We start from the raw sequence: 20,457 nt of genomic DNA on the forward strand, positions 1-20,457 counted from the left end.
TCGCCGCAGCATGAGTGTCTTAATCAGATTATAGGTAATTCATTCAAAGCTTCTCGATCTGCCCGCTGCATTTGCTGCAGCAGCTTCTCGAAATCCGGCTTCACTGCTTCGGGAGCATTCGGCTTTAGAATGGCTGTGTTATTCCCAAACTCAATCCAGGGCGCCAGTTTCGGCGGAATAAGCGGCATCATAATAAGCCGGCCTCCTTTAATTTTCTTCGCAATATATTAATTACCTCCACCGACAAACGGCGGGGCTTCTCCGTTCCGACAACCTCCGCAAATGCTTCGGCAAGGAACTCTTTGCTGTTTTTATTGGCGTATCCGCTCAGCTCATCGGTTATGTTCTTCGGTAGGTTCGCAATTCCGAGGCTTTCAAGCGCCTCCAGCATAATAGCCTGGGACAGCACACCTTTTTGCACTCTGGACCATATCACCTGTGCATCATCAACCGATAACGCTACGCCTGTCCATGCGCCCATAACCCTCATAGCATGGGAATACTCCAACAAATGACCAAACTCGTGAATAAACAACGATTCCCGCGTGGAGCCGACAGGCCAATGCTTAGCCTCAACTGATGCCTTGATTATATCATCAATCTCGGAAGACTTATAGTAGCGTGATGACACCTGAAGGCTGGCGGCAACCTTGCCGTCGGTGTAAGCGAGGCTGGCTTGTGCGACGAAGTCCTCTGTATCAACAGCCTTGATCTGCTTTGCGAATCCCTTTATAGCTGGGAAGTCACTCATAGCCTTGTGCATTGCACGGTTAACTGAATTGACGCTCTCCAAATCTAAGCCGCTATAATCAGCAGCATCGAACCCGTAATCCTTAATGGCTGCCTGCTCAGCTGCTCGTATTGTCTTAGCCGGCACAAACGCTTGAGGAACTTGCTGCGGCTCAGCAGGAATGACTTTTGGTGGTTCTTGCGGCTGCGGATCGTCAGTGCTCGGCGGCTCCGTCGCATCCTTCGGTGCATGCTGCGCTGTCCAATCCTCATAGCTCATATTACCTGGCACTGAATAGGTTTTGCCGTCCGCTCCGCCACGAGCTGTGCGTTCCCCTTCTTCACCATCCTCGTAATAGGGGATGGTTGTCGAGCGGCAGCGCACATGCAACGGCGGATAGTTGCGCCCAGCCTGCGCCTCTGAAACAGGCAATATCTCGCTGTCCATGCCGCGGCACTCTTGCGAGGTCCGGCTATCTAGCGTTGCAATGAACTGGTACCGCTCAACGCCTGTTTGCTGGTAACCATCTAGGCGTGATTGCCCCGAGAAGTAAGCAGCCTCCGTCCGAATCAACGTCTCAGCAGCTCGCTTGCTGACGCCCATCCGCTTCGCAAAATCGTTAATAAGCTTGTCCGATGGCTCGCCGCGGATTAAATCCTGCGTCATGATCGTCTGCAGCTCCGCAACTAGCTTATCCCTGTCCCTCCAAATGCGCGCCGAGAAGTTGCTGCCGTCTGGCGCCCACGGCTTCGACAACACTTTATCAATCTGCCGCGAGTCCAAGCCGGCAAATGGTACGCCTTTGCCTATCCCGCGCTGCACCTCATAGATGCCTTTGTAATAGCCATCCTTGTAAATGCCACCCAACGCCCCCGCTGAACCCTTCTGCCGCTTCCCAGCCAATACCTCTACTTCCTGCTGCAGCTTTGTCTGCAACTCCTCCAGCCGGGTTATGTGCGCCTTCGCGCTGGCATTTTCGAGTTGTTTTAACCATCGCTGATCAACAGCGTTTTCTCGTCCAGCTTTGATATACTCGTCAACGGTCCAACGGAACTCCTTTAGCTCGTTATTGGTGAGGAGTTTACGCGCCTCCGCCATGCTGACGCCGTTGTTTTTAGCAAGTCGGCCATACCAGGCTTCCGTTTCCTTCTTTATTCGCGCCATGGCCTTGTCGTATTCGGCGTTCTGCGTCTTAATGTAATCCTCGCCCTTATCCAGCATCGATTCGTTCAGCTGATCCATACGGCGGGACCAATAATCAGCCGACCTCATGTGTCACCGTCTGTTTTAATCGGTGTTGACGTTGGCAAACCACCGGTAGCTTCTTCATCGGCATCCTTTTGCATTTTAGCCCTATCGGCTGCCTTTCGTTTCATTTCCGTCTTGGCATCCTTGACATATGGATGCTGCGCGACGAGCGTTTCGTCAGAGAGAATTCCAACGCTGTCCTTAATGCCGGTGATAATGGCCGCCTCGTCAACTGGCATATCGCGGTTAAAGATGAATTCCGCCTTTTCACCGCTGAAATCGACGCCTGTCGTATTGTAAAGGTGCTTGTCTATAAACCACCGAAGTTGCTCCAGCGATGCTTGAAACTCCGTCTCGATCAAGCTGGCGTCCATATCCAAATCGCTATAAAGGAAGCGCAGCGCTATACCAGAAGGAGCACTTCCAATATCTACGCCCTGAGTGTCCACACCGCGGCCGAACTCGTAAATGTCTTTGCGGGCTTGCTCCATATGCGTCTTATACGCTTCGCTGTTCATGTCGATGCTTAACGAATCAACACCGCCCTGATCCTCAACAAAAGCCGTACGGTATGTGGCCATGTTTTTTCGGAACTCTGATGCAGACTGGCCGCCGTAGTCTTTTACAACAAAGATGCTGTCTGGCATGTCCTCCAAATTGTTGCTGTTGTCAGATTTTTTATTGTCGTAGTCATCGGCCAGCGATTTGATGATTTCGACAAGTGGCTGCTCCTCTTCATTGTATTTCCATGCGATGAAGGGAACGCGCTCCCAGTTAAGACCCTGTTCCTTTCCATCGCTTGATTTGACGCTGAAATGAGCTCCAACCGCTCCTGCTTCCACGTCCGGAATAAACCCGGTACCTCCTGTGGTGTAACGTCGAACACCCGATGTATCCCACCATTCTATCTTTTTAACCTTTTTACGCTGCAACCCCTCGTATACCTCAACCTCGTACACGCGGATAATAGCATCCAACACGGTATGAGCTTCGTCGCGCCATAATGGTATGATCTCTGGGCTATTCATGAGTTTAAAGGATAGCTGGCCGTCCTCATCGTAATAGACATGCCACCAGGCGATGCCGTTATTCACCGCCGTTTTGCCAGTGCTTTTTAAGCGCCGGTGTTGATCTTTATTAAAAATATTGTCTAGTTGCTCCTGGTAAGCATCATTTTCCGCTTGGATTGTAATCGGCTTGCCTAGCAGATACCCTACCTTTTGATCAACCAATTTTCTTATAAAAGCGTTGGCCAGCTGGTTATTGGCAAGGTTAGCTACAGGCTCTTTTGCCCCGCTCGCGCCGATCGCTGTCCGCTGACGCTTGTTAATATCCGTATCGTTGCGATAGTACCTATTGCCAATCTGCATCCATGCAAGCTTGTGAGAACTGCTCCAATCACCTATTTCAAGTTGAATGATTTGCTCGAGCGAAGCTGCAGTTCTGGCTCCACGAATGATGATATTCTCTATCGCTTTTTGTTCATCGCCATTCGGCCATAACATTGTCATCATGGCTCCTCCTTTCATCGCTGCCCTGGGAAGAATACTCCGCTCCGTTCTGGCTGCGCAAACGCCAAAACGACCGCATCCGCCCTGTCGGGTGAATCCAGTCCACGTTTTTTCATATCTTCCTTGCGTTCCAATGCAATTTTACCTTTACTGGTCATGCGGTACTTACGCTGTGAGAGCTGCGTAACAAGACGTTCATCGTCCGGCAGCTCAATCATAGGAGCCTGCCCCTGTATATGCTTGGAGAAGGATTCCTGTAGCAGGTCGCGCAGGTCCGCCCACGTCTCGGTACCACGGTTTTCGTAATGTTCTTCTTCCTTCCGTGTCGGCTTACTGCCGTTGTTGATCGGCGTAACCCGCCAGCCCTTTAAACGATCCTCCCGGATGACTTCATTTAGCCGATCCGTGACGCCGCCGCCTACACCGCTGTCATCTACCTTAATTTCAACGTTGCGGAGCTGTGTGTGCTTTCGAATCATGTCCCTAGCAAGAGCGATAACCCAACCGGCCGTGACCATGGTATCTTGCTTATTGTACCGATGAAGCTTGAAGACCTTCATTCCCACCCGTGGTGCAATAACCGTTTCATCATCGCCAAATCGCGCAACGTCGACGCCCAGGTGTAGTGTGTCTCCAGCAGGCTCGACCGTGGCGTTAGCAGCCAGCTCGGCCAATTCAAGCGCAATGAAGGCATCAGCCTCGGCCTTCGGAAACTCTCCATACACTCGAACACGAACAACATCGCTTTCAGCGCCATACTTATCAATAAGCATTTGAATATTGTCTTTGCTAGTACGCTTACTGTCCCTGCTGTCTACCTTGTGTGTACGGAAACGGCTTCTGTCTCGGTTATGCGAATCATAAAAAACCCCACTCGTTCGAGTCGGGTTCCCGCACATCAGCAACTTATTTTCATAACCGGTTAATGTACCTATGATGGCTTCCATGATCGGATCGGCAACCCCTGAAGCCTCATCGACAATGAACAACATATAGTCTGCGTGGAAGCCCTGCATGTTCTCCGCTTTGGTGGCCGTCCTGGCTGTTGCGAACCAGCGTTTTTCATGGCCGATCATGTAGACCTTCGTTTTGGTCCATTTAAGCAAATTCTTTACCATGGAGCTTTCCAGCCACTTTGCCACCTCGGCCCATAGTACGTCGTTAAGCTGCTGCTTAGTGGGAGCCGTACATACAACCCTGCAATTCGGCCGACAACACAGATACCATATGACTAAAGCAGCCTCGAAGCCAGTCTTACCTACCCCTTGTCCAGAACGGACGCTAGTCCGCGGATATTTAGCCACGTCTATCATAGCTGCCCGCTGCCAGTCATCCGGATCAAAGCCCAGCATGTCCTCAGCAAAAGCGACCGGGTCATCCCAATACAAATCAAGCAATAGCGCAATGTCAGAAACGACGTTATACGGCTTACTCATCGGCAGCCGCCTCCGCCCGCAGCGCATTACGCCGCTCGGCAATCTCTTTCAAGGCATCTGTCCAACTTTGAGTCGAGCCAGTTCCACCCTGAAGCTTTTGCAGCTCTATCTGCAGCATAGCAATGCGGATTTGCTTTTCCTCATCAGCCATCCTATTTTTGAGCTCAACTGCCTTGATCTTCTGGCCCTGTACCCGAGTCAGCGCATCCTCAATACGGATGATGTCCTCAATGGCACGATAGGCCGTCTCCTCGATCTCCGTAACGACCAGTTCCTCCTTGGAACCGACAACCGTTTTTGTCTGGCCGGTCCGCTCATCATTGACAGGGAAAGCTTCTTTCTTCGTCCGGAGCTGCTGCAGCGTACGGCGCTGATTTTCGGTAAGCCCGCCCATCAGCCGCTTGATACGCTGCAGCATGCGCCGCTCCCGGATAGTAAATAGGGTGATGGCATCGTCAGCTTGTTTAATCGGATCCGTATCAATCTCCCCGAGTAGCTGCTGCTCATCCTCATCGAGCGTATCGAACCAGATTGATTCATGCTCGCCGGTGCGGACGGCTTTCTTGTTGCCCACGGGACCGCCCTGCCCACCACGATTACCCTTGGCATTCTTATTCCCTTTAGGAGCGCCGCCCTTATTGCCAGCAGCGTTCCTGTTACCCTTCGGGGCTCCTATCCGTTTGGTAACGTTACTATTCGTTTCATCGGTAACGTTACCGTTCAGGGCAATGTCCCAACTGTCTAGATTCTTCCACTTGCGAATCTGAGAATCACCGACCCCGAGTTCGGCGGCAATGTCCTTCAACTTCCGTTCGCCGCCGCTGGCCAGCCACATTTGTTTGGCAGCGTCTCTGTTCGGGCTGCGCTCTTTAGCCATTACATGATCACCACCCCCGTCTATAAACTTTCTACCATTTTTACCGATATATATAAAAAAACAAAAGGAGACTGAGCAATGAAAATCTTTTGCATAGTATTTCTACTGGTTTATTTCAGTTCAGAAATCTATTTTACTTTTCGGCGCTACCTGCTATTAAACCAACCGTTATCAAAACCTACAGACATTTCGCCGGTACCTGGCCACAAAAGCTCATTTAGAAGACGCCTAGCCTACGAAAGGTTGCCGGACGATCAATTTCAGATTATAAGCGAAGGGTTAAGATCATTAAGTACAAGCGACCCTATTGAAAAGATAATTGACGTTTACGCTAAAATACTTTTCACAACTTTGCTTGCTGTATTTACAATCGCGGTAACTGCGAATGCCGCTCTGCTCCCCCTATACGAAATGGATGAGTTAAAGGAAGGCAAGGGGGCATTCATAAAAACTTTCATATCTTATCTAGGCCTTTCTGACACTATTCTTTTATCCGCCCTAACTATTACTATAATCACTGCCCTTCACTTTTTCTTTTTTGACCTTAGAAACAATCTGACTCACGCCCATCTTACTACCATAGAAGCTATTGAAAAAAGCCGCCAGAACCAGCCGCAGCCTTAGAATAAATCATCCTTTTGCAACTCTATATCAAGCTCGATGAGCTTTCGGAGGTCATCGACTGTCTTTATCTCGATGTTGCCGTCTTGAAAGTCCCTCACCCAGCGGGCAATGCCTGCCTTGATGATCTTGCGGTATTGCTCCTTGGATTCGAGTATTCCCGCAATGGTCTCCAGCTCGTGCCGGCGCAGCAGGTCTTCGTTTTCAGTCGTTCCCATTGTTGTTCCCCTCGGCTTTCCGTTATGATGGAATGCGAGATAGCGGGTATATCTGCAAAGTGCCGCGCGCGGCGGACCGCTATCTCAGCCGGGGGAACCTGGTTCAGGGGAGGGGCGTTCGTGCGCCTCTCCTTTTTATTTACTCAGCCATTGCTCATGAATCTGCTCGGCAATGCGCTGCATCATCAGCGGTGGAACGCTCATACCGCATACATACTGGACATCAGCATCCATAAAGTCATAATCGGCTGGGAACGTCTGCAGGCGGATAATATCCGTATCACTTATTCGGCACGGCTCGTCATAGCGTACATAGAACGAAGAAGACAGCAGCGTATTGGCCACTTTGCCACGCCTCATTAACCGAGTATTGAAACTTGACTGTTTCCCCTCATGCCTCAACGAAATATCTCCCATATCTGCATCAACAGGACGCCGCTTATGCCACCGCTGATATGTGACTCCTCCAGCCTTCAGAGGCTTGCCCTCACCGCCTTGAATATCACCGTAAAGTACAGGCGGTTCATTGAATTCCAGCTTCAGCAACGGAAAATTGAGGTCATTCCTTGCAGCAATAAAGATAAGGCGCTCCCGCTTTTGAGGAACGCCCATAGTCGCCGAGTTAAGAAGGAACAGCTGCGGTCTGTATCCAATGGACCGGAGCCTAGAAAGCACCAAGCTGACATACCCGCGAGCCTTTCCGTTTATCATCCCCGTTACGTTCTCGGCCACAATAACCCGCGGCTGCAGCAGCTCGGCAACATCAAGGAAATCAAAAAAAAGGTCATCCAGCCGCTGTACGGCCTGACCTTCCCTGAATTTATGCTCGTTGCCCCATTTCTTATCTCGCTGCCCTGACATCGAAAATACGCTGCAGGGCGGAGATCCGTCCAGGATGCTCAGGTCAAATAACTCCTTCGGCAGTTGGCTGGCTGGAAGCAGCTTAAACTCCTGTATAGGCATCTGAAACGGAAAGCGGGGGTTATGATTCTTCTTGTATAGCCGCATCATCTGCGGATCGATTTCCACATTCCCCAGCACCGTATAACCCGCCCGCTTGTAGCCCATTGTTGAGCCGCCGCCGCAGCTGAAGCAGCTAAACACGGTCCGACCATGCTGCGGTACAGCCGACAGATCAGACAGCCGCCAATCCCATGCGGGGCGGGTCATGTTGCATCCTCCTGGTCAAACAGAAAGCCACACCGAGGGCATTTACAATCAAAGCGGGATTCATCGAATTCATCGACGTCCAGCTCCTTATTGTTGAAGTCACCCAATTGGTCATCTGGCGGCTCCGTGAAATCAGCGATTAGGCGGTCTGCTTCGGCTGGATCAAATCCCGATAAGTCCAGCTCCGCTCCACCGGCCTGCAGCTCATCCAACAGCCGGGCTAATGCCTCATCATCCCAGCCGCCTGACACTTTGTTAAGCGCAAGGTTAAGCAGCCTCTCCTGCTGGTCATCCAGGTCAACGACGGAAACGGTCAGCTCCGTATGCCCAAGCTCGTTAACCATGATCTTATACCTCTGATGACCGCCTACCATATTCCCGGTGCGCTCATTCCATACGATCGGCTCCACGTATCCAAAGCTTTCGATGCTACGGCGAAGCTTTTCATATTCGGGATCTCCCGGCTGCAGATCGATGCGCGGGTTGTAGGCTGCTGCATTAATTCGGTCTATCGGTATGGTTTGAATGTTCATGATTTTCCCTCCAATAAAAAAAGCACCCGAGAGGGGCGCTCTATCATTATAAAAACGCTGACCAAGGACCTATTGAAAAAATAAGAATGACCCCTACTCCTGATCCAAAATAAAAAGCTCCTTCTGGTCTTCTAAAGACTCTTTTCAATAGAACTACGCCCAAAAGTCCGGGTGCTATAATCCAAATAATTATCGGATATAACATATTACTCATGATTCCTGACACCAATTCACTCACTCAATCATCCCCCTTTGATTTTCTTCCAGTATCCGACAAATTAAGACACTGGTCAAGGAAGAAACTGCAGAAGGAATAATCCCCGCCGCTTGCTGCGGCCGATCCGCCGGAAGCCCGCAGACAAAAAACAAAAGCCCGGATTCGAACTCCGGACTTTCGACGAATCAACGTATGTGATTATGCCGTCTGGAGGCGGCTGTCCCCATTCATCCATTGTAGCAGCGATAGCGGTCCTTATTAGACTGCTGCTTAAATGCTGGGACTCGTTGCGAAAGATCGTACATTCCCACGCCTGAAGGCCGTCGTCACGGATGCCTGACCATGTAACCCAAACAGCATCCGCTGCTGCTGTGCGCAGGACGAGGTTATGCCCAGGGCGGGTAAACATCGGGTGACCTACATGCTGCCGGGAGTAATGACGATCGGCGAGTTGCCGGCATGCTCGATCTCCTTTATTGGTGAGCAGCCACGGACCATATTCAGCGATATCAAGCATGATCTGGAGCATGATGTCTGTCTCCCTTCAATCGGCCTTACACCGAATATAGGTTTTGGAAAACGCGTCTGCTGCTCCCTCATTTCCTGAGCCCAAACTTTAAGATTCTTCAACATATTCTCGCTCGAAATCGGCAAAGCGACCATCTCCTTGTGTTAAGTCGGTTTTCATCAGGTCGCCCGCTGGACACCCTCTCAGAAACCACCAGCGCCGCCCTGTGCTCCTCTAAGAATCATGTCGAATGTTCGGACGTCAAAAAACCCTGCGCCTTAAATCGGCAACAGGGCATATGTATTGAAGCAAAAGAAAAAGCACCCCGAAGGATACTTTAATCTTTGGATTTTCCTGTTTGATATAAAAATTCTAATTCTTGTATCGCGTGGCTAAGGGCATTCACTCTTCCAACAGCTTCCCAATGGACTTTTTCATCTGGTTGTCCCTTGTCAATAATATCCTGTTTCTTTTGGCAGTGTTCTTTCAAATTGTTTATTATTTTCTGAACCTCGTCATTGTATTGCAAAACATACACCTCCCCCGAAGTCAAAATTCGACATAAGGAAGGTTTTTCCTTCTTTTCAAATCAGAAGCCGCCCCAGCCAAAGGACGGCTCGTAGCTTAGGAGCCAAGGATTGTCGACTCCATGTTTTTTAGAGGGTTATCCCCTCTTGAGCAGTCCGGAATGTCCGAACCATTCAGCAGAGGATAAAATAGCCGCCCCCGGAGGAGCGGCATATAAGAGGAGGAGGTCGGTTAACCTCAGTTGGCACATTACTATAATATCACGGCTAGAGCCTAATGCTCTGCCGCTTTTCTGCCAAAAATCAGCCATTTATCTGCCACTAATCTACGTAACGTTCCAGCCTCAAGGCGAATGCCAGTTTATAGATGGCATTGGACTTGATCCTATAATACTTCCGCTCACTCAAGTGAAGTTCGGAGTATACGTTGTAATCGAATGTCTCTCCATCCTCCATGTAACGCTTCTGTATAAGCTGGCGCTCGAGCTTGCCCAACCGTGAAATTACCTGTTGGACCTGTTCGCATTCTTTTTCAAGTCGCTGCTCTGTATCCACGTTATACGTAGCGGTATCCTCTACCGGGCTGCTGGTAACATTCGTCGCGCCGTGAAATCTAGGCTCGGGCGATGAGGTCATTTTGGTCTCTCGACGAATGAAGCCGAGCTGCGCGAACAGTCTCGCTGATTCCAAACGCTGCTCCACCGCTTCCCGTGTTGCTTCTCTATCTATCTCCCAAGGAAATTGCAATTGTGTCATTCCCTGCACCTCCGTTATAATTGGTGATGCAGGTTTAATAATTTCAAACTCCCCCGCGGGCCGGCCAAGGTGCGGGGGATTGTTTTATTTACGCCAGGTCCATAAGCCCTGCTGTCCCTTCGCCGGGATCGGCGTTTGAAGCCTGGTTACCCCCGACATCTCCCAAGCAAAGCGACCTTGGGTGTAATCACCGAATTTGTCTTCTTGCAAGCTGATTCTCTTGGTTGTGCCTCCTGCACCGTTATATAGAGTTGGCATCCCGCTTTCGTAATCTTCGCCAACCGACCAGCACTCTGAAAGATTCGCAATGGCGACTACCGCCCCTGTAGGCAGGTTATCTGCTGTATATCCATGCTTGGCCAACGTTGACTTGATTGGCTCCGTCTCACAGGCTCCGCGGTCTATCTTCTTCGCCGCATGAATAGCGATTTTGCCGCGGTACTTAGTAGGCCATCCGCGTGTCTCGAAGCCCTTCTCTTCGAGCGCCAATAGCGTTGCCCAGGGCTCCCAAACGGTAATTGCCTTCATTTCTTCGAATTCATTCATCCTTTTTAGTCTCCTCACTGACAAGTACAATCCCTCGCTTGCCCATACGCTTGATGTATCCTTTGCGCTCCAGCATCTCCGTGATGTGATGAGCGGTCGAAGAAGAAGCGTACCCCATGGCATCCTGAATTTCTCTTGTAGTTGGGCTGTATTGATTACGACGGATGAAGTCTGAAATGAATCTGTACGCTTCAGATTGCTTATTGCTTAACGGTTTGAGATTGGCAGGAGGAGTTGGCTGCCCCAATTCAGCTTTCAAACTCGCATTCTCTTTTTCGACGCGCATCACCCGTTCGTGCCAGCGCTGTATGCTGCCATGCATCTCGTTATTCTCAAGAATCAGCGAGTCTACTTTATCTAGCAGCCCAGTAAGCCACTCGCGAGCTCCAACGATGAGAGCGGCATCCTCTTCGCTTATATCGATCGTAATGCGGTCGTCATTCTCATCATAGACGTTGAGCTCTCCAAATTTTCCGTAATTGGCTGTCCATTTGCCCTGGGAAGCAGCGGCCACGACCTTTCGAATTTTCTGCCTTTCTGCTTCGTTGAGTTCAATCATTGCCGATCCCCCATTCGCTTTTTGCTCATCGCTTTAAATGCACGCTTATGAAACTCCTTTGCGTGAGCCTCAGTGATCGTTGTACGCATGAAATCATAGGAACACTGCGCAGTCATAACCAGTTGCTCCTTCTTAACGCTTGGCGGCACATGAAACAAAATGAACTGTGCAGCATCGTGAACCTCATCTGGCCTGCCATCTTCGTATTGAATAGTAATCTTTGCCATGATGTATCTCCTTAAAATAAAGTAGGCTGCTCCACCGGCGCCTCTACCACATAACCTTTATCGACCCAGCTCCGCGGAACGGTAAGTCTGCGCACCAGTCGGCCCTCATGTGACTCCATGACCGTATCACCGGATTTGCGGTGAATGCCGCGTTCTGCGGACAGCCGTTCAGCCAGTTCCGTCCACATCCAATAGGTGACTGTCGATTTGTTCATTGCCGTTCCTTTTCATCCGTCTGAATCGGATACCCTTCCGAATCAACCTGCAATTTATAAATGATTCCGCCAAGTCCAATTCTACTGTTGTTCAATTTTTCAATTTCACTCGGAAGCAGCGGCCTGCAATCACTTTTCTGGTACTTCACTTCCATGAAGCCGAAACCTTCAACAAAGTTTCCGATGAAGTGGTCTTCGGTTTCCGACTTTACAATAATAAGCTCATCTTCTTCCCGGCGGATATCTCCGAGTTTGTGAATCGCCGGGCTTCCGCCCTTAACAATCATATAACGAGATCCGGTCATTACCGTTCACCCTTTCAATTTTACTAGCGTACATATTCCGCTCACGCTGACGCCGTTCAAACTGCGTCATGCAAGCAAATTCAATCTGTTCCCAATCGCCCATATCTTTGTCTTTGACGTCAATAACGATATAATACGGGATTACCAGAAACTCTTTGCCGCACTCGCTACAGTGTGGACGATCATACGCATAACACCCGTACACTTCGTCGGTCGGTATGTCCTTAATATCAAAATCAGCATTCTCAAATACCACGAAACCTTTGCATTCAGGTTGATTACACTTGTGCGCTTCTATTGCCACGCTAATTCCTCCTCATTACTTTGCTGGACACCATTTCTTTGACGTCTTCAGCGTTAGGGGGCTGGGATAAGTCATATCACCGAAGCCAACGAAATTATAGATCGGGCGGCCCCTATCGTCCGTCAGGTCTTTTGTTTCCGGGTGAACGCAATAATATTTTTTACGTCCCAGGCGGTTCCGTTGCGATTGCATTCTGCCTTGTTCCTTGCAGAAATTGCAATATTTACACTGCCGTTTCATGTTCTCCCCCTATTCATTGAGCTTCTAACCTGTCAATATGGTGGGATCTCAACCAAGCTAACAGTTCATTAAAACAAAATGATCATTAGAATACCGAGGATCGCACACCCAGCCTCGCCTCTGCATTCACTCCACTAAAGTTCAGCGCCAGCTTATCCCCTTATGCCATCCTGGACGAGAAAGGATGCTTTTTACTTTTAGCAGCATCTCCTTATCAAACCAGCCAAAATGGCATTCATTGTGAGGGATGCCCAGCACATTCGCCAGGCGCCCGTAAGCTTGAACTCGCTTTAGGTTTTTGTTTCCCTGCCACACTGGATCAAACAAAGCGTGGCATTCCTTTTTCAACTTTCGCATCTCACGGTTAGCGAGCCGGCCAAGTGGAGTGTTGGTGCCGGTATGAACGCCGACATAAGCGTCACACCTGGTGCATTTGTAACAGCGGCCGTTTCCATACACCTTGCCGTAAATGACCGCATTGCTTGTATAAACGACGACGCTGCCACAGTATGGGCAGCTCGTCGGAACAGGATAGTTGTCAACCTTCTTCATTTTCTCTTTCTCCCCCGCGTCCTCTCACTGATTTTCCCTATGAGGTCCGCCATAATAATGCCTGTTCGCGTCAGATCAGCATCCTTTTTGATTAGCCCTCTTCTATTCATAATTGCTAATTGTCCGCGAGTAAGCAGTATCAAGTTGTCAGGTTCAAAATTTCTCTTGTTGCCATCACCGAATATAACTGCATGGCCCTCTGGGACGGAACGTTCGTTTTGCTGCTCCCAAACAATCAAGTGCTTCCCACGCCATTTATTCGGATCGGCTATTTTGATATCAACATATTCATCACTGTTTACCCTCTCCGAACCTACTGGCACGTAATTGTGAGGTTTGTGACCCTTCCGATATTGAGTAACTTCCCCGCCATTAGATAGCCCTTTTGTGTCTTTATTAAATGGCACATGCCCTGTTTCAAAACGACCGGTTAACCCACTGCTAATCCTGTTGTTAGCCTTAAAGCCTTTCATTTGCTCTTTTGATAGATTCGTATTGAAATTCTTGTTAAATAAGCTGGCCAATTCTGCATTTCCCTTACCCAGGGCATTGTTTTTGATGAATTCCCGTTGTTCCATCGTGTAACGGTGAATCATCTGCTACCCCTCCAGCATTTTGGGAATTGTGGTGTTAGCGTTCATCCGATCATCAACTAGCTTTCTAGCTTCCAAAACGAGAGAGCCGTTTGCAATGATCTGAGAGGCCACACTTGTAACAGCCCTAGCTCGGCTGATTTCCTCGTTCAATTTTTCCCCGGTCAGCTCTTCATCTGCTAACCGCTCCAGTTGAGCAAACAAATGGTTATTCAAGTCTCCTAGGGTGTTTCTCAATTTAAACAGCCTCCTGCTGCGCTGTGACGTTATCGATGTGCCGGCTGTTGTAGTAGCCGAAGAAGTCATGAACGAATTCAGCAACGCTTTGGCCAGGATGCAACTCAGCCAGATCAGCGGTTACGAAGTTAACTACCCGCTGCAGCAGATCAAACAACTCCTGCATGACTCGCTCGCGATCGATGTCCGCGGCTTCGACATCCGAGCTCAAAGCTCCCACCGCATCATAAATGCGAGCTCTCTCCACATTGGCGATGGCCACCGACAAAATCGGCATACATAGCGTGATAATGTCGTTCTCTTGAATAGCAGCTTGCTCGGCAGCCTGCTCGAGGGTAGCGAGAAGAATCTGCTGTTCTTCGTCCATTTTCTTAAGCTTTCGCCCAGCCTCAGCAGCCTTATCCGAAGCACTTTCAAGTGCGGTTTTCATTTTTGCGTTCTCGGCCGTCTCGTACTCCATGGCGCGAGCTGCCGTATCCACCTGCTCGATCAGCTCCGCCTTTTGCTGCTGAAGAATAGCAATTTCAGCTTGCGCATCCGTCAATTGAGTTGCGAAGCGCAAATTCTCCGCCTCCAGCTCGTCATTATTGTCAATTTCCTTCTGCAACTGGTTCTGCAGCGTGAGGATTTCGACATCCTTCTCTGCAGCTCGCTCCTGGATGCGATTAAGAGCTTCGGATTCTGCCTCTTGCTCCCTCGCTGCGTTAATGGCGATCAAACCTTGCGGCTCAGCTGAAGCGGCTGCGTTTGGAACAAGCATTTCCAAGGCCCGCTGCTCCGCATCGCCCTCCCGGATACCCCATTCCGACAAGATAGAGTTGAAATTCCGTTTGCTCATCGGGGCAAGGGTATTAAAAATCTGCGTCCTTCCCTCACCCGCGGCACGCCGGCGCAAATACTCATCTTTGGTTAATCCAGTCTTTGTTTCTGCCATTTTCTTAATCCCCCATTCTTTAAGTTGCTTAGCGAACTCTTGGCGATCGTTATTGAAATGCTTCAGCATGATGTCTGCGGCACTCTGGCCGCTCTCAACTGCCTGCAGATACTGCTCTTGCGTCATGCTCCGTTTCCATCGTTTAATCTGCGGACCATCGACCTTTGTGCGCAATCGCGCATTATGGTCAGCCTGCTGCTCCGGTGTCATAAACCACGATTTGACTGCTGAATAGCCGTTTTCTTTGCCCAAGGTTAACCCTCCTTGATCGGTGCCGGCTTAAAAACTTCCGCCCCCGTTGCATCCGTATCCACCGTTTCCATACCGTCCCACAACTCGCGGATCTCCGTAGCTTTAGCTTCAACCGCCTGCTTTTGGCGTGGTGTAAGCTCGATGTCCATTGCCTCACTGTAATGCCGCTGAGCAGCTGCGTAAGCCCTGGTGTGCAGTACATTCATCGCTTCCCAAAATTTATCGTTACTCAGCGATTTGAGCTGTTGGAACTGCCGGCGTTTGTCGTCATATTTCCCCATAGTCCCCTCCATGGAAGCCTGCTGCCCTAATGAGCAGCAGGCCGTGTATTAGGCAGCTCCGTTTTCTAGCTGCTGCTGAACAAGCTTTTTGTATTTACCCCATGCGGTTGAAAGCTGGCTGGACTGAATACCCAGACTGGCGGCAATCTTTAGCCATGTTTCACCGTTTTTCCGACGAGCCAACAACGTCGGGAAATCGAATAGAATATCTGGGAACGATGGCTTGGCTTTTAAGATATACTGGTCTAAGTCGTCCCCCGTGATAGGTAAAGTCCCCTTGGGAGTGCTTGCTCCTGAATCGGAAGAAGGAGTTTCCGTTTCCTTTCCAGCACCCTCGGCATTGGAAGAAGGCTGATCGGGCTGTTGGCCTTTTCCTTGTTCCTGCACCGTCACCGGCTGCTCACCTTTCCCGTCCGATTCGGAAGCTCCATCTTGTTGCTCGGAAGAAGGTTCTTCCTGGCTCTCATCCTGCTGTTCTTCGTCAAGATCGTCTTCTGGATCATCGCCTAAACGTGACTGCCTCCATTCGTCCCACTTAGCAGCGAGCGGTGCCACATGCTGACGGTATCCATCAATAATCTCAATGAGTCTGCCGCTGCTTAGTCCTGCGTCTGAAGCAATGCGGAGGTAAGTCTCGCTGGCATTAAAACGCTCAATCCACTCTTTAACTGGATACCAGCGATTCCCTTCGTATTCTGGTGCTAATCCAGAAAGGATAAATGCGTCCACAACCTCGCGGCCGATCTCCGTGGGAACGTCTTTGAGCTTTTCTTTTGGATCCGTCACACCGAGATCCAATTTCATTTGTTCTCCCTCTGGCTTAATCTCACTAACGATGCCTGACTCATCGACCTTATATGACCTAATAGGCTTCTCGGTTCGGGCATTAATTTGGACGTTATAGGTCACAACGGTCGACTCCATCGACAAGCGCACCTTTTGATCGATCATTTCCGACAACGTTTCTATGCTGCCGCGAAGATCGCTAAGCGCCGTCGTCAAAATAACTTCAACCACGCCGCCTGGTTTAAGGTTTACTTTCGTAACCTTCGGCTGAAATTCTGCGTATCCCATTACGTTCACACTCCGTTTTTATTTTTTTTATGAAATGCCCAGCAAAGCGCCAAGGCATCTGATGGGTCAAATAGCCTTTCCTTTACGTCCCCGATTTTGTATTTCCCTCTCGAATCGTTGACTTTATACAGAACAGGTACGGCAAGCTTGTCATAATCAATATCAAAGAGCATTTGCATTTCTACTGCCACCGTCTCCTTATCCGCGTTGCCCTTACCAGTCTGCATCTTAAGCTCGGTAGGCCGTATGCCCTCGATTCGGACACCTTGATGCAGCGCAGCCAACGTGACCATTGAATAAGCTCCGACCAGTGCCAAGACAGAATTGGCATTTTTGAAATGGACAGGCCTTTCCAGCACAACTACTGACGGCTTTTCCTGCCCTATTAATGCAAAGGAATCCTGATATATTTCATTTAAAACTTTCGGCATCGCTGCGGCGCTATAATCAAATAACCCTAGGGCCAGAGGCTTGCCGTCTCGCATCGTAGCCCATCCTGCATAGTTTGTTCCGTGATCAATCCCTAGCAGCTTCACGCGCTCCGCCCCTTCCTGTTGTACATATCCGGTACCCGCTTGCCATTCGGAGGAGGATCAGGAGTTTCCGGGCTGGTGCTGTAGGTATGCTCTAAACTAACAAATTTGTTGTAATTCTTCAGGAACAGCAGCTCCACCGTGCCAACCGGACCATTACGCTGCTTGGCAATAATGATCTCGATAATATTTTTCTTTTCTGATTCCTTGTCGTAATAATCATCACGGTAAAGGAACGCTACGATGTCCGCATCCTGCTCGATCGCTCCGGATTCCCGCAGGTCGGACATCATCGGACGCTTGTCCTGTCGCTGTTCAACGCCACGGCTGAGCTGGGAGAGCGCAATCACCGGAACCTCAAGTTCACGAGCAATCTGCTTCAAAGTGCGGCTGATCTGCGAAACTTCTTCCTGTCGGTTACTCCCGCCGCGTCCTCTGCCCTGGATAAGCTGCAGATAATCAATCAAAATCATTCCCAAGCCCCGCTCCTTCTTGAGACGGCGACATTTGGCGCGAATTTCACTTACCGTTATACCTGGCGTATCATCGATGAAAATATCGGCCGTGGCCAAACTGCTCATGGCCTCGGTCATTTTATTCCAATCGTCCTCTTCAAAATACCCTGTCCGCATTCGGCTCGCATCGATGTTACCCTCCGCACAAACCATGCGTTGAACGAGTTGCTTTCTCGACATCTCTAAACTGAAAATGGCGACTGTCTCTTTCCCCCGAATACCAACGTTTTGCGCAATGTTTAAAGCGAGAGCTGTCTTCCCAACGGAAGGGCGTGCCGCAATGATAATTAAATCGTTTTGCTGGAATCCAGATGTCATACGGTCCAGATCGATGTAGCCTGACTCGATACCGGTGATTCCTCGATTTACTGCCCGAACCGTGTACCGATGTTCCGCATCCTCCCATACTTCCAGCAGAACGTCCCTTAATCCGACAAATTCCTTTGCTGGAGTAGCCCGGTCCGTAATTTTGGCCATGGACGTCTCCGCCATTGCGACGAAGCCATTAATGTCCTGATCATGAGCAGCTGCTCGAAGTAATTCCAGCGATGTATCAATTGCTTGCCGCTTTAGAAACATTTCCAGAACACGTTCAGCATAAAATCCCGCATTGGCTGCTGTTGGTACTGAACTAGACAACCTAGCAAGATAGCTAACGCCGCCTATCTGGTCAATTTCCTCCGTATCCTGCAGCTGCGCGGTCAAAGTGACCAAGTCAATCGGTTTATCATCGGCGTTCAAGCGGCGCATTGCCCGAAATATACGAGCGTGAGCCTTGTCATGAAATTCACCGCCGTGTAACGTGCCTACAATCGTTTCATATGCCTCTGCTTCTAGTAGCGCAGCGCCTAGCACGGCCTGCTCGGCTGAGAGATCACACGGAAGCTCAATACCTAATAGCTCGTAGTAATTAATCTCCAACCGGGTCCCTCCTCAGCAGTTGCCGACCAGCTTCCCAAAATCCTGCCGGTGGAGGGCTGCTTGCTGCTTCCCACTCTTGGAGCTGAGCCTCGAAAGCTGCGGCCTGCTCTTTACCGCGCTGGCTGTCGAGTTGATCGCCCAGCTTGCCGCGAATATCCGCGATTGCCGGCGGCCACTTGTTGGTTTTAATGTGCTGCTCCACATTTTGCTTGGCAGCTTCGAAAGGAAAATCGTGAAGATATTTAAAATGGCGATCTACTTCCGCATCGCTGGAATCAAAAGTAGGATACTCCGCAGCAATTTCCGCGAATAAATCCAACACATCAGCTCTGTCCACGCTCTCTCTCCTCCCTTGCTCGTCTTCGCAAATCCTCAGCAGCGGTCTGCTTCTTGCCCGGCTGAGGTTGCTTTTTCACAACCGGCTGCTGATCTTCGGCAGAAGCAGGCTGAACATCAACCGCTTGGGAATTACGCCAGGCATCCTCAATGCCGCTAACGTAGTACAGGAAACTGCTAGGATTCTTGAAATCGTCACCTTCGCGTTTGCGCTTTTCCTCGAGGAGGAGCGTCATAGTTTGGATGGTAAAAGGGAACGGCATCCCTCCGGCGACCATCTTACCCATGGCTAAGCGCTCGTTTGGTCTGACGTGTAAATCAAGCCTCCTGTGTAATTTGCAATAAGCATCCAAAATAGCAATCATCCCGGCATCGATGTCGGCTTTGCTAATAGGTTTTAAAATAGTAGTAGTAATAGTAATATCTTTTAGATCGGACATTTTTGTCTGATCACTCGACATTTCGGGGCTGTGATCGGACAATAATGTCTTATCACTCGCCCCCTGATCGGACATTTTTGTCTTGTCAGAATCTATGTGATCGGACACAAATGTCTGATCACTTTCTAGTGATCGGACATTTGTGTCCTGGGTCATTATGGTATATTTTTTGGAATTTCTGACCGAAAGAATCAATCCTCTCGGTGCTCTTGTCACCCTGATATATTGATGCTCCTCCAGCGTGCTGAGCCATCTGCTTACAGTCTTCACGCTAACCCCAAACTTGTCGGCTAGTTCCGCCAGTTGGAGTGGCTTGTTCCCGAGGACGACGCCCCACACAGTTCCTTCCTTTTCCTTTTCCGTAGTTGTGGAGCTGACGCACCACAGGAATAGCCATATCGCGCTGCTTATTTTGTTGTAGTGTTCAGGCTCCAAAAGTCCGGAGTACATCGGAAAAGGGTAACTGCCTGGCATGCAATCATCCCCTAAAGTTGAATAATTCTTTTCGCACTTGCGAAACGGTGTACCAAGTGCAGCTCATTCGGTAGATGCTTGGTCACTAGCCAGTTCTCTACCGTCAATCCTGCTGCTGCGATAGCCGCCTGCTGGCGCCGCGTCGGACGCTTGCCGTTTTTCATGAGCTTCTCCGTCCTGTCACAATGGTTAGCTCCCCAGGCACATTAGCAATCTTGAGCCCAGTTTGAATACCGGCAGCGACTGCTTCCATAATCGTAGTGGTGAAGGGAATAATGCTTTCCTTCTCTACCGAACTTGGTATGAACGAACCAATAGTAAACACTGTCGCGCTTAGAAAACGCTGCAGTTGCTCCTCGCCGCCCTCTGCTGCCTGTAGGAACTCCGTGTGAAGGTACTTTACAATTCGATCTGTCGCTTCATCTAACTCTGTTTTACTCAAATCGATCTCTCCTTTTTTATCTTTGTTTGCCATGCCTTGCTGAATGTGCAACGCTTGGCCGAAACCTCGTAATGACGGCGCCCTAAGCTGAATGAAACGAATTTATCGGTACTGGCCTCGTAGTA

31 protein-coding genes are annotated in these 20,457 nt (G+C 49.8%); 1 reads left to right on the forward strand and 30 read right to left on the reverse strand.

Features of this window, described 5'->3' with window-relative positions; all coding sequences use genetic code 11:
• Positions 1-23: 23 nt before the first annotated feature.
• From WH37_RS35790 to terS, 5 genes are read right to left on the reverse strand one after another with little or no spacing between them, the layout of a single operon-like run.
• Positions 24-191 carry a hypothetical protein gene (locus WH37_RS35790; RefSeq protein WP_156182381.1) on the reverse strand — a complete coding sequence of 56 codons (168 nt, stop codon included), beginning with the start codon at positions 189-191 and terminating at the stop codon, positions 24-26.
• On the reverse strand, positions 188-2,002 hold the full coding sequence (locus tag WH37_RS33970; RefSeq protein WP_052737238.1) for a minor capsid protein: 1,815 nt from the start codon (positions 2,000-2,002) through the stop codon (positions 188-190). The genes WH37_RS35790 and WH37_RS33970 overlap by 4 nt, the downstream gene beginning before the upstream one ends.
• Positions 1,999-3,492, reverse strand: coding sequence for a phage portal protein (locus WH37_RS26595; RefSeq protein WP_231594379.1), 1,494 nt, complete (start codon positions 3,490-3,492; stop codon positions 1,999-2,001). Before WH37_RS26595 ends, WH37_RS33970 begins: the two co-directional genes overlap by 4 nt.
• A gap of 11 nt (positions 3,493-3,503) precedes the next feature.
• Positions 3,504-4,925: a DEAD/DEAH box helicase family protein gene (locus tag WH37_RS26600; RefSeq protein WP_046233684.1), complete on the reverse strand. Its 1,422-nt coding sequence runs from the start codon at positions 4,923-4,925 to the stop codon at positions 3,504-3,506.
• The gene (gene terS / locus WH37_RS26605; RefSeq protein ID WP_046233685.1) at positions 4,918-5,802 is read right to left on the reverse strand and encodes a phage terminase small subunit; all 885 of its coding nucleotides are present in this window, start codon (positions 5,800-5,802) and stop codon (positions 4,918-4,920) included. Before terS ends, WH37_RS26600 begins: the two co-directional genes overlap by 8 nt.
• 78 nt (positions 5,803-5,880) lie before the next feature.
• On the opposite strand from terS, the gene WH37_RS26610 reads away from it, so the two are divergent.
• Positions 5,881-6,426 carry a hypothetical protein gene (locus WH37_RS26610; protein WP_046233686.1) on the forward strand — a complete coding sequence of 182 codons (546 nt, stop codon included), beginning with the start codon at positions 5,881-5,883 and terminating at the stop codon, positions 6,424-6,426.
• On the opposite strand, the gene WH37_RS26615 is transcribed toward WH37_RS26610, so the two are convergent.
• The 25 genes from WH37_RS26615 to WH37_RS26725 form a co-directional block, all read right to left on the reverse strand.
• Positions 6,423-6,641 (reverse strand): hypothetical protein, encoded by a 219-nt coding sequence (locus WH37_RS26615; RefSeq protein WP_046233687.1) that lies wholly within the window; start codon positions 6,639-6,641, stop codon positions 6,423-6,425. The two genes, WH37_RS26610 and WH37_RS26615, sit on opposite strands and share 4 nt — an antisense overlap.
• A gap of 135 nt (positions 6,642-6,776) precedes the next feature.
• Complete coding sequence (locus WH37_RS26620; RefSeq protein WP_046233688.1) at positions 6,777-7,811, reverse strand: DNA cytosine methyltransferase; 1,035 nt, start codon at positions 7,809-7,811, stop codon at positions 6,777-6,779.
• A complete protein-coding gene (locus WH37_RS26625) occupies positions 7,808-8,344 on the reverse strand; it encodes a ParB N-terminal domain-containing protein (RefSeq protein ID WP_046233689.1) in 537 nt (178 codons plus the stop codon). The genes WH37_RS26620 and WH37_RS26625 overlap by 4 nt, the downstream gene beginning before the upstream one ends.
• A gap of 46 nt (positions 8,345-8,390) precedes the next feature.
• On the reverse strand, positions 8,391-8,582 hold the full coding sequence (locus WH37_RS35795) for a hypothetical protein (protein WP_143088641.1): 192 nt from the start codon (positions 8,580-8,582) through the stop codon (positions 8,391-8,393).
• Positions 8,583-8,634: 52 nt separating this feature from the next.
• Positions 8,635-9,090, reverse strand: coding sequence for a hypothetical protein (locus WH37_RS26630; RefSeq protein ID WP_052737240.1), 456 nt, complete (start codon positions 9,088-9,090; stop codon positions 8,635-8,637).
• A gap of 316 nt (positions 9,091-9,406) precedes the next feature.
• Positions 9,407-9,598: a hypothetical protein gene (locus WH37_RS26635; RefSeq protein ID WP_046233690.1), complete on the reverse strand. Its 192-nt coding sequence runs from the start codon at positions 9,596-9,598 to the stop codon at positions 9,407-9,409.
• Between the two features lie 319 nt (positions 9,599-9,917).
• Complete coding sequence (locus WH37_RS26640) at positions 9,918-10,352, reverse strand: ArpU family phage packaging/lysis transcriptional regulator (protein ID WP_046233691.1); 435 nt, start codon at positions 10,350-10,352, stop codon at positions 9,918-9,920.
• An 84-nt stretch (positions 10,353-10,436) separates the two neighbouring features.
• Positions 10,437-10,880 (reverse strand): ASCH domain-containing protein, encoded by a 444-nt coding sequence (locus WH37_RS26645; protein WP_046233728.1) that lies wholly within the window; start codon positions 10,878-10,880, stop codon positions 10,437-10,439.
• Between the two features lie 10 nt (positions 10,881-10,890).
• Positions 10,891-11,457 carry a LexA family protein gene (locus WH37_RS36710; protein WP_063838047.1) on the reverse strand — a complete coding sequence of 189 codons (567 nt, stop codon included), beginning with the start codon at positions 11,455-11,457 and terminating at the stop codon, positions 10,891-10,893.
• Positions 11,454-11,684, reverse strand: a complete 231-nt coding sequence (locus WH37_RS26655; protein ID WP_046233692.1) for a hypothetical protein — start codon at positions 11,682-11,684, stop codon at positions 11,454-11,456. Before WH37_RS26655 ends, WH37_RS36710 begins: the two co-directional genes overlap by 4 nt.
• Before the next feature lie 11 nt (positions 11,685-11,695).
• The gene (locus WH37_RS26660) at positions 11,696-11,899 is read right to left on the reverse strand and encodes a hypothetical protein (protein WP_046233693.1); all 204 of its coding nucleotides are present in this window, start codon (positions 11,897-11,899) and stop codon (positions 11,696-11,698) included.
• The gene (locus tag WH37_RS26665; RefSeq protein ID WP_143088640.1) at positions 11,896-12,204 is read right to left on the reverse strand and encodes a hypothetical protein; all 309 of its coding nucleotides are present in this window, start codon (positions 12,202-12,204) and stop codon (positions 11,896-11,898) included. Before WH37_RS26665 ends, WH37_RS26660 begins: the two co-directional genes overlap by 4 nt.
• On the reverse strand, positions 12,176-12,508 hold the full coding sequence (locus WH37_RS26670; RefSeq protein ID WP_046233695.1) for a hypothetical protein: 333 nt from the start codon (positions 12,506-12,508) through the stop codon (positions 12,176-12,178). The genes WH37_RS26665 and WH37_RS26670 overlap by 29 nt, the downstream gene beginning before the upstream one ends.
• A 381-nt stretch (positions 12,509-12,889) precedes the next feature.
• A complete protein-coding gene (locus WH37_RS26675; RefSeq protein ID WP_046233696.1) occupies positions 12,890-13,300 on the reverse strand; it encodes a zinc-finger-containing protein in 411 nt (136 codons plus the stop codon).
• On the reverse strand, positions 13,297-13,896 hold the full coding sequence (locus WH37_RS26680) for an HNH endonuclease signature motif containing protein (RefSeq protein ID WP_046233697.1): 600 nt from the start codon (positions 13,894-13,896) through the stop codon (positions 13,297-13,299). The genes WH37_RS26675 and WH37_RS26680 overlap by 4 nt, the downstream gene beginning before the upstream one ends.
• 3 nt (positions 13,897-13,899) lie before the next feature.
• Positions 13,900-14,130, reverse strand: a complete 231-nt coding sequence (locus WH37_RS26685; protein ID WP_046233698.1) for a hypothetical protein — start codon at positions 14,128-14,130, stop codon at positions 13,900-13,902.
• Position 14,131: 1 nt separating this feature from the next.
• Positions 14,132-15,316, reverse strand: coding sequence for a coiled-coil domain-containing protein (locus WH37_RS26690; protein WP_046233699.1), 1,185 nt, complete (start codon positions 15,314-15,316; stop codon positions 14,132-14,134).
• 2 nt (positions 15,317-15,318) lie between these two features.
• Entirely contained in the window at positions 15,319-15,597 is a 279-nt protein-coding gene (locus WH37_RS26695; RefSeq protein ID WP_046233700.1) for a hypothetical protein, read from the reverse strand.
• A gap of 48 nt (positions 15,598-15,645) precedes the next feature.
• A complete protein-coding gene (locus WH37_RS33975) occupies positions 15,646-16,671 on the reverse strand; it encodes a hypothetical protein (protein WP_052737241.1) in 1,026 nt (341 codons plus the stop codon).
• A gap of 5 nt (positions 16,672-16,676) precedes the next feature.
• Positions 16,677-17,207, reverse strand: a complete 531-nt coding sequence (locus WH37_RS26705) for a crossover junction endodeoxyribonuclease RuvC (protein ID WP_046233701.1) — start codon at positions 17,205-17,207, stop codon at positions 16,677-16,679.
• A complete protein-coding gene (dnaB, locus tag WH37_RS26710) occupies positions 17,204-18,634 on the reverse strand; it encodes a replicative DNA helicase (protein WP_046233731.1) in 1,431 nt (476 codons plus the stop codon). Before dnaB ends, WH37_RS26705 begins: the two co-directional genes overlap by 4 nt.
• Complete coding sequence (locus tag WH37_RS26715; RefSeq protein WP_046233702.1) at positions 18,630-18,977, reverse strand: replicative helicase loader/inhibitor; 348 nt, start codon at positions 18,975-18,977, stop codon at positions 18,630-18,632. The genes dnaB and WH37_RS26715 overlap by 5 nt, the downstream gene beginning before the upstream one ends.
• Entirely contained in the window at positions 18,964-19,890 is a 927-nt protein-coding gene (locus WH37_RS33980; RefSeq protein ID WP_052737242.1) for a MarR family transcriptional regulator, read from the reverse strand. The genes WH37_RS26715 and WH37_RS33980 overlap by 14 nt, the downstream gene beginning before the upstream one ends.
• Before the next feature lie 11 nt (positions 19,891-19,901).
• Complete coding sequence (locus tag WH37_RS36095) at positions 19,902-20,054, reverse strand: DUF6906 family protein (RefSeq protein ID WP_177218054.1); 153 nt, start codon at positions 20,052-20,054, stop codon at positions 19,902-19,904.
• A complete protein-coding gene (locus tag WH37_RS26725) occupies positions 20,051-20,332 on the reverse strand; it encodes a hypothetical protein (RefSeq protein WP_074904957.1) in 282 nt (93 codons plus the stop codon). The genes WH37_RS36095 and WH37_RS26725 overlap by 4 nt, the downstream gene beginning before the upstream one ends.
• Positions 20,333-20,457: the final 125 nt, after the last annotated feature.

This window comes from Paenibacillus algorifonticola (assembly GCF_000971975.1).
Lineage (GTDB): Bacteria > Bacillota > Bacilli > Paenibacillales > Paenibacillaceae > Pristimantibacillus > Pristimantibacillus algorifonticola.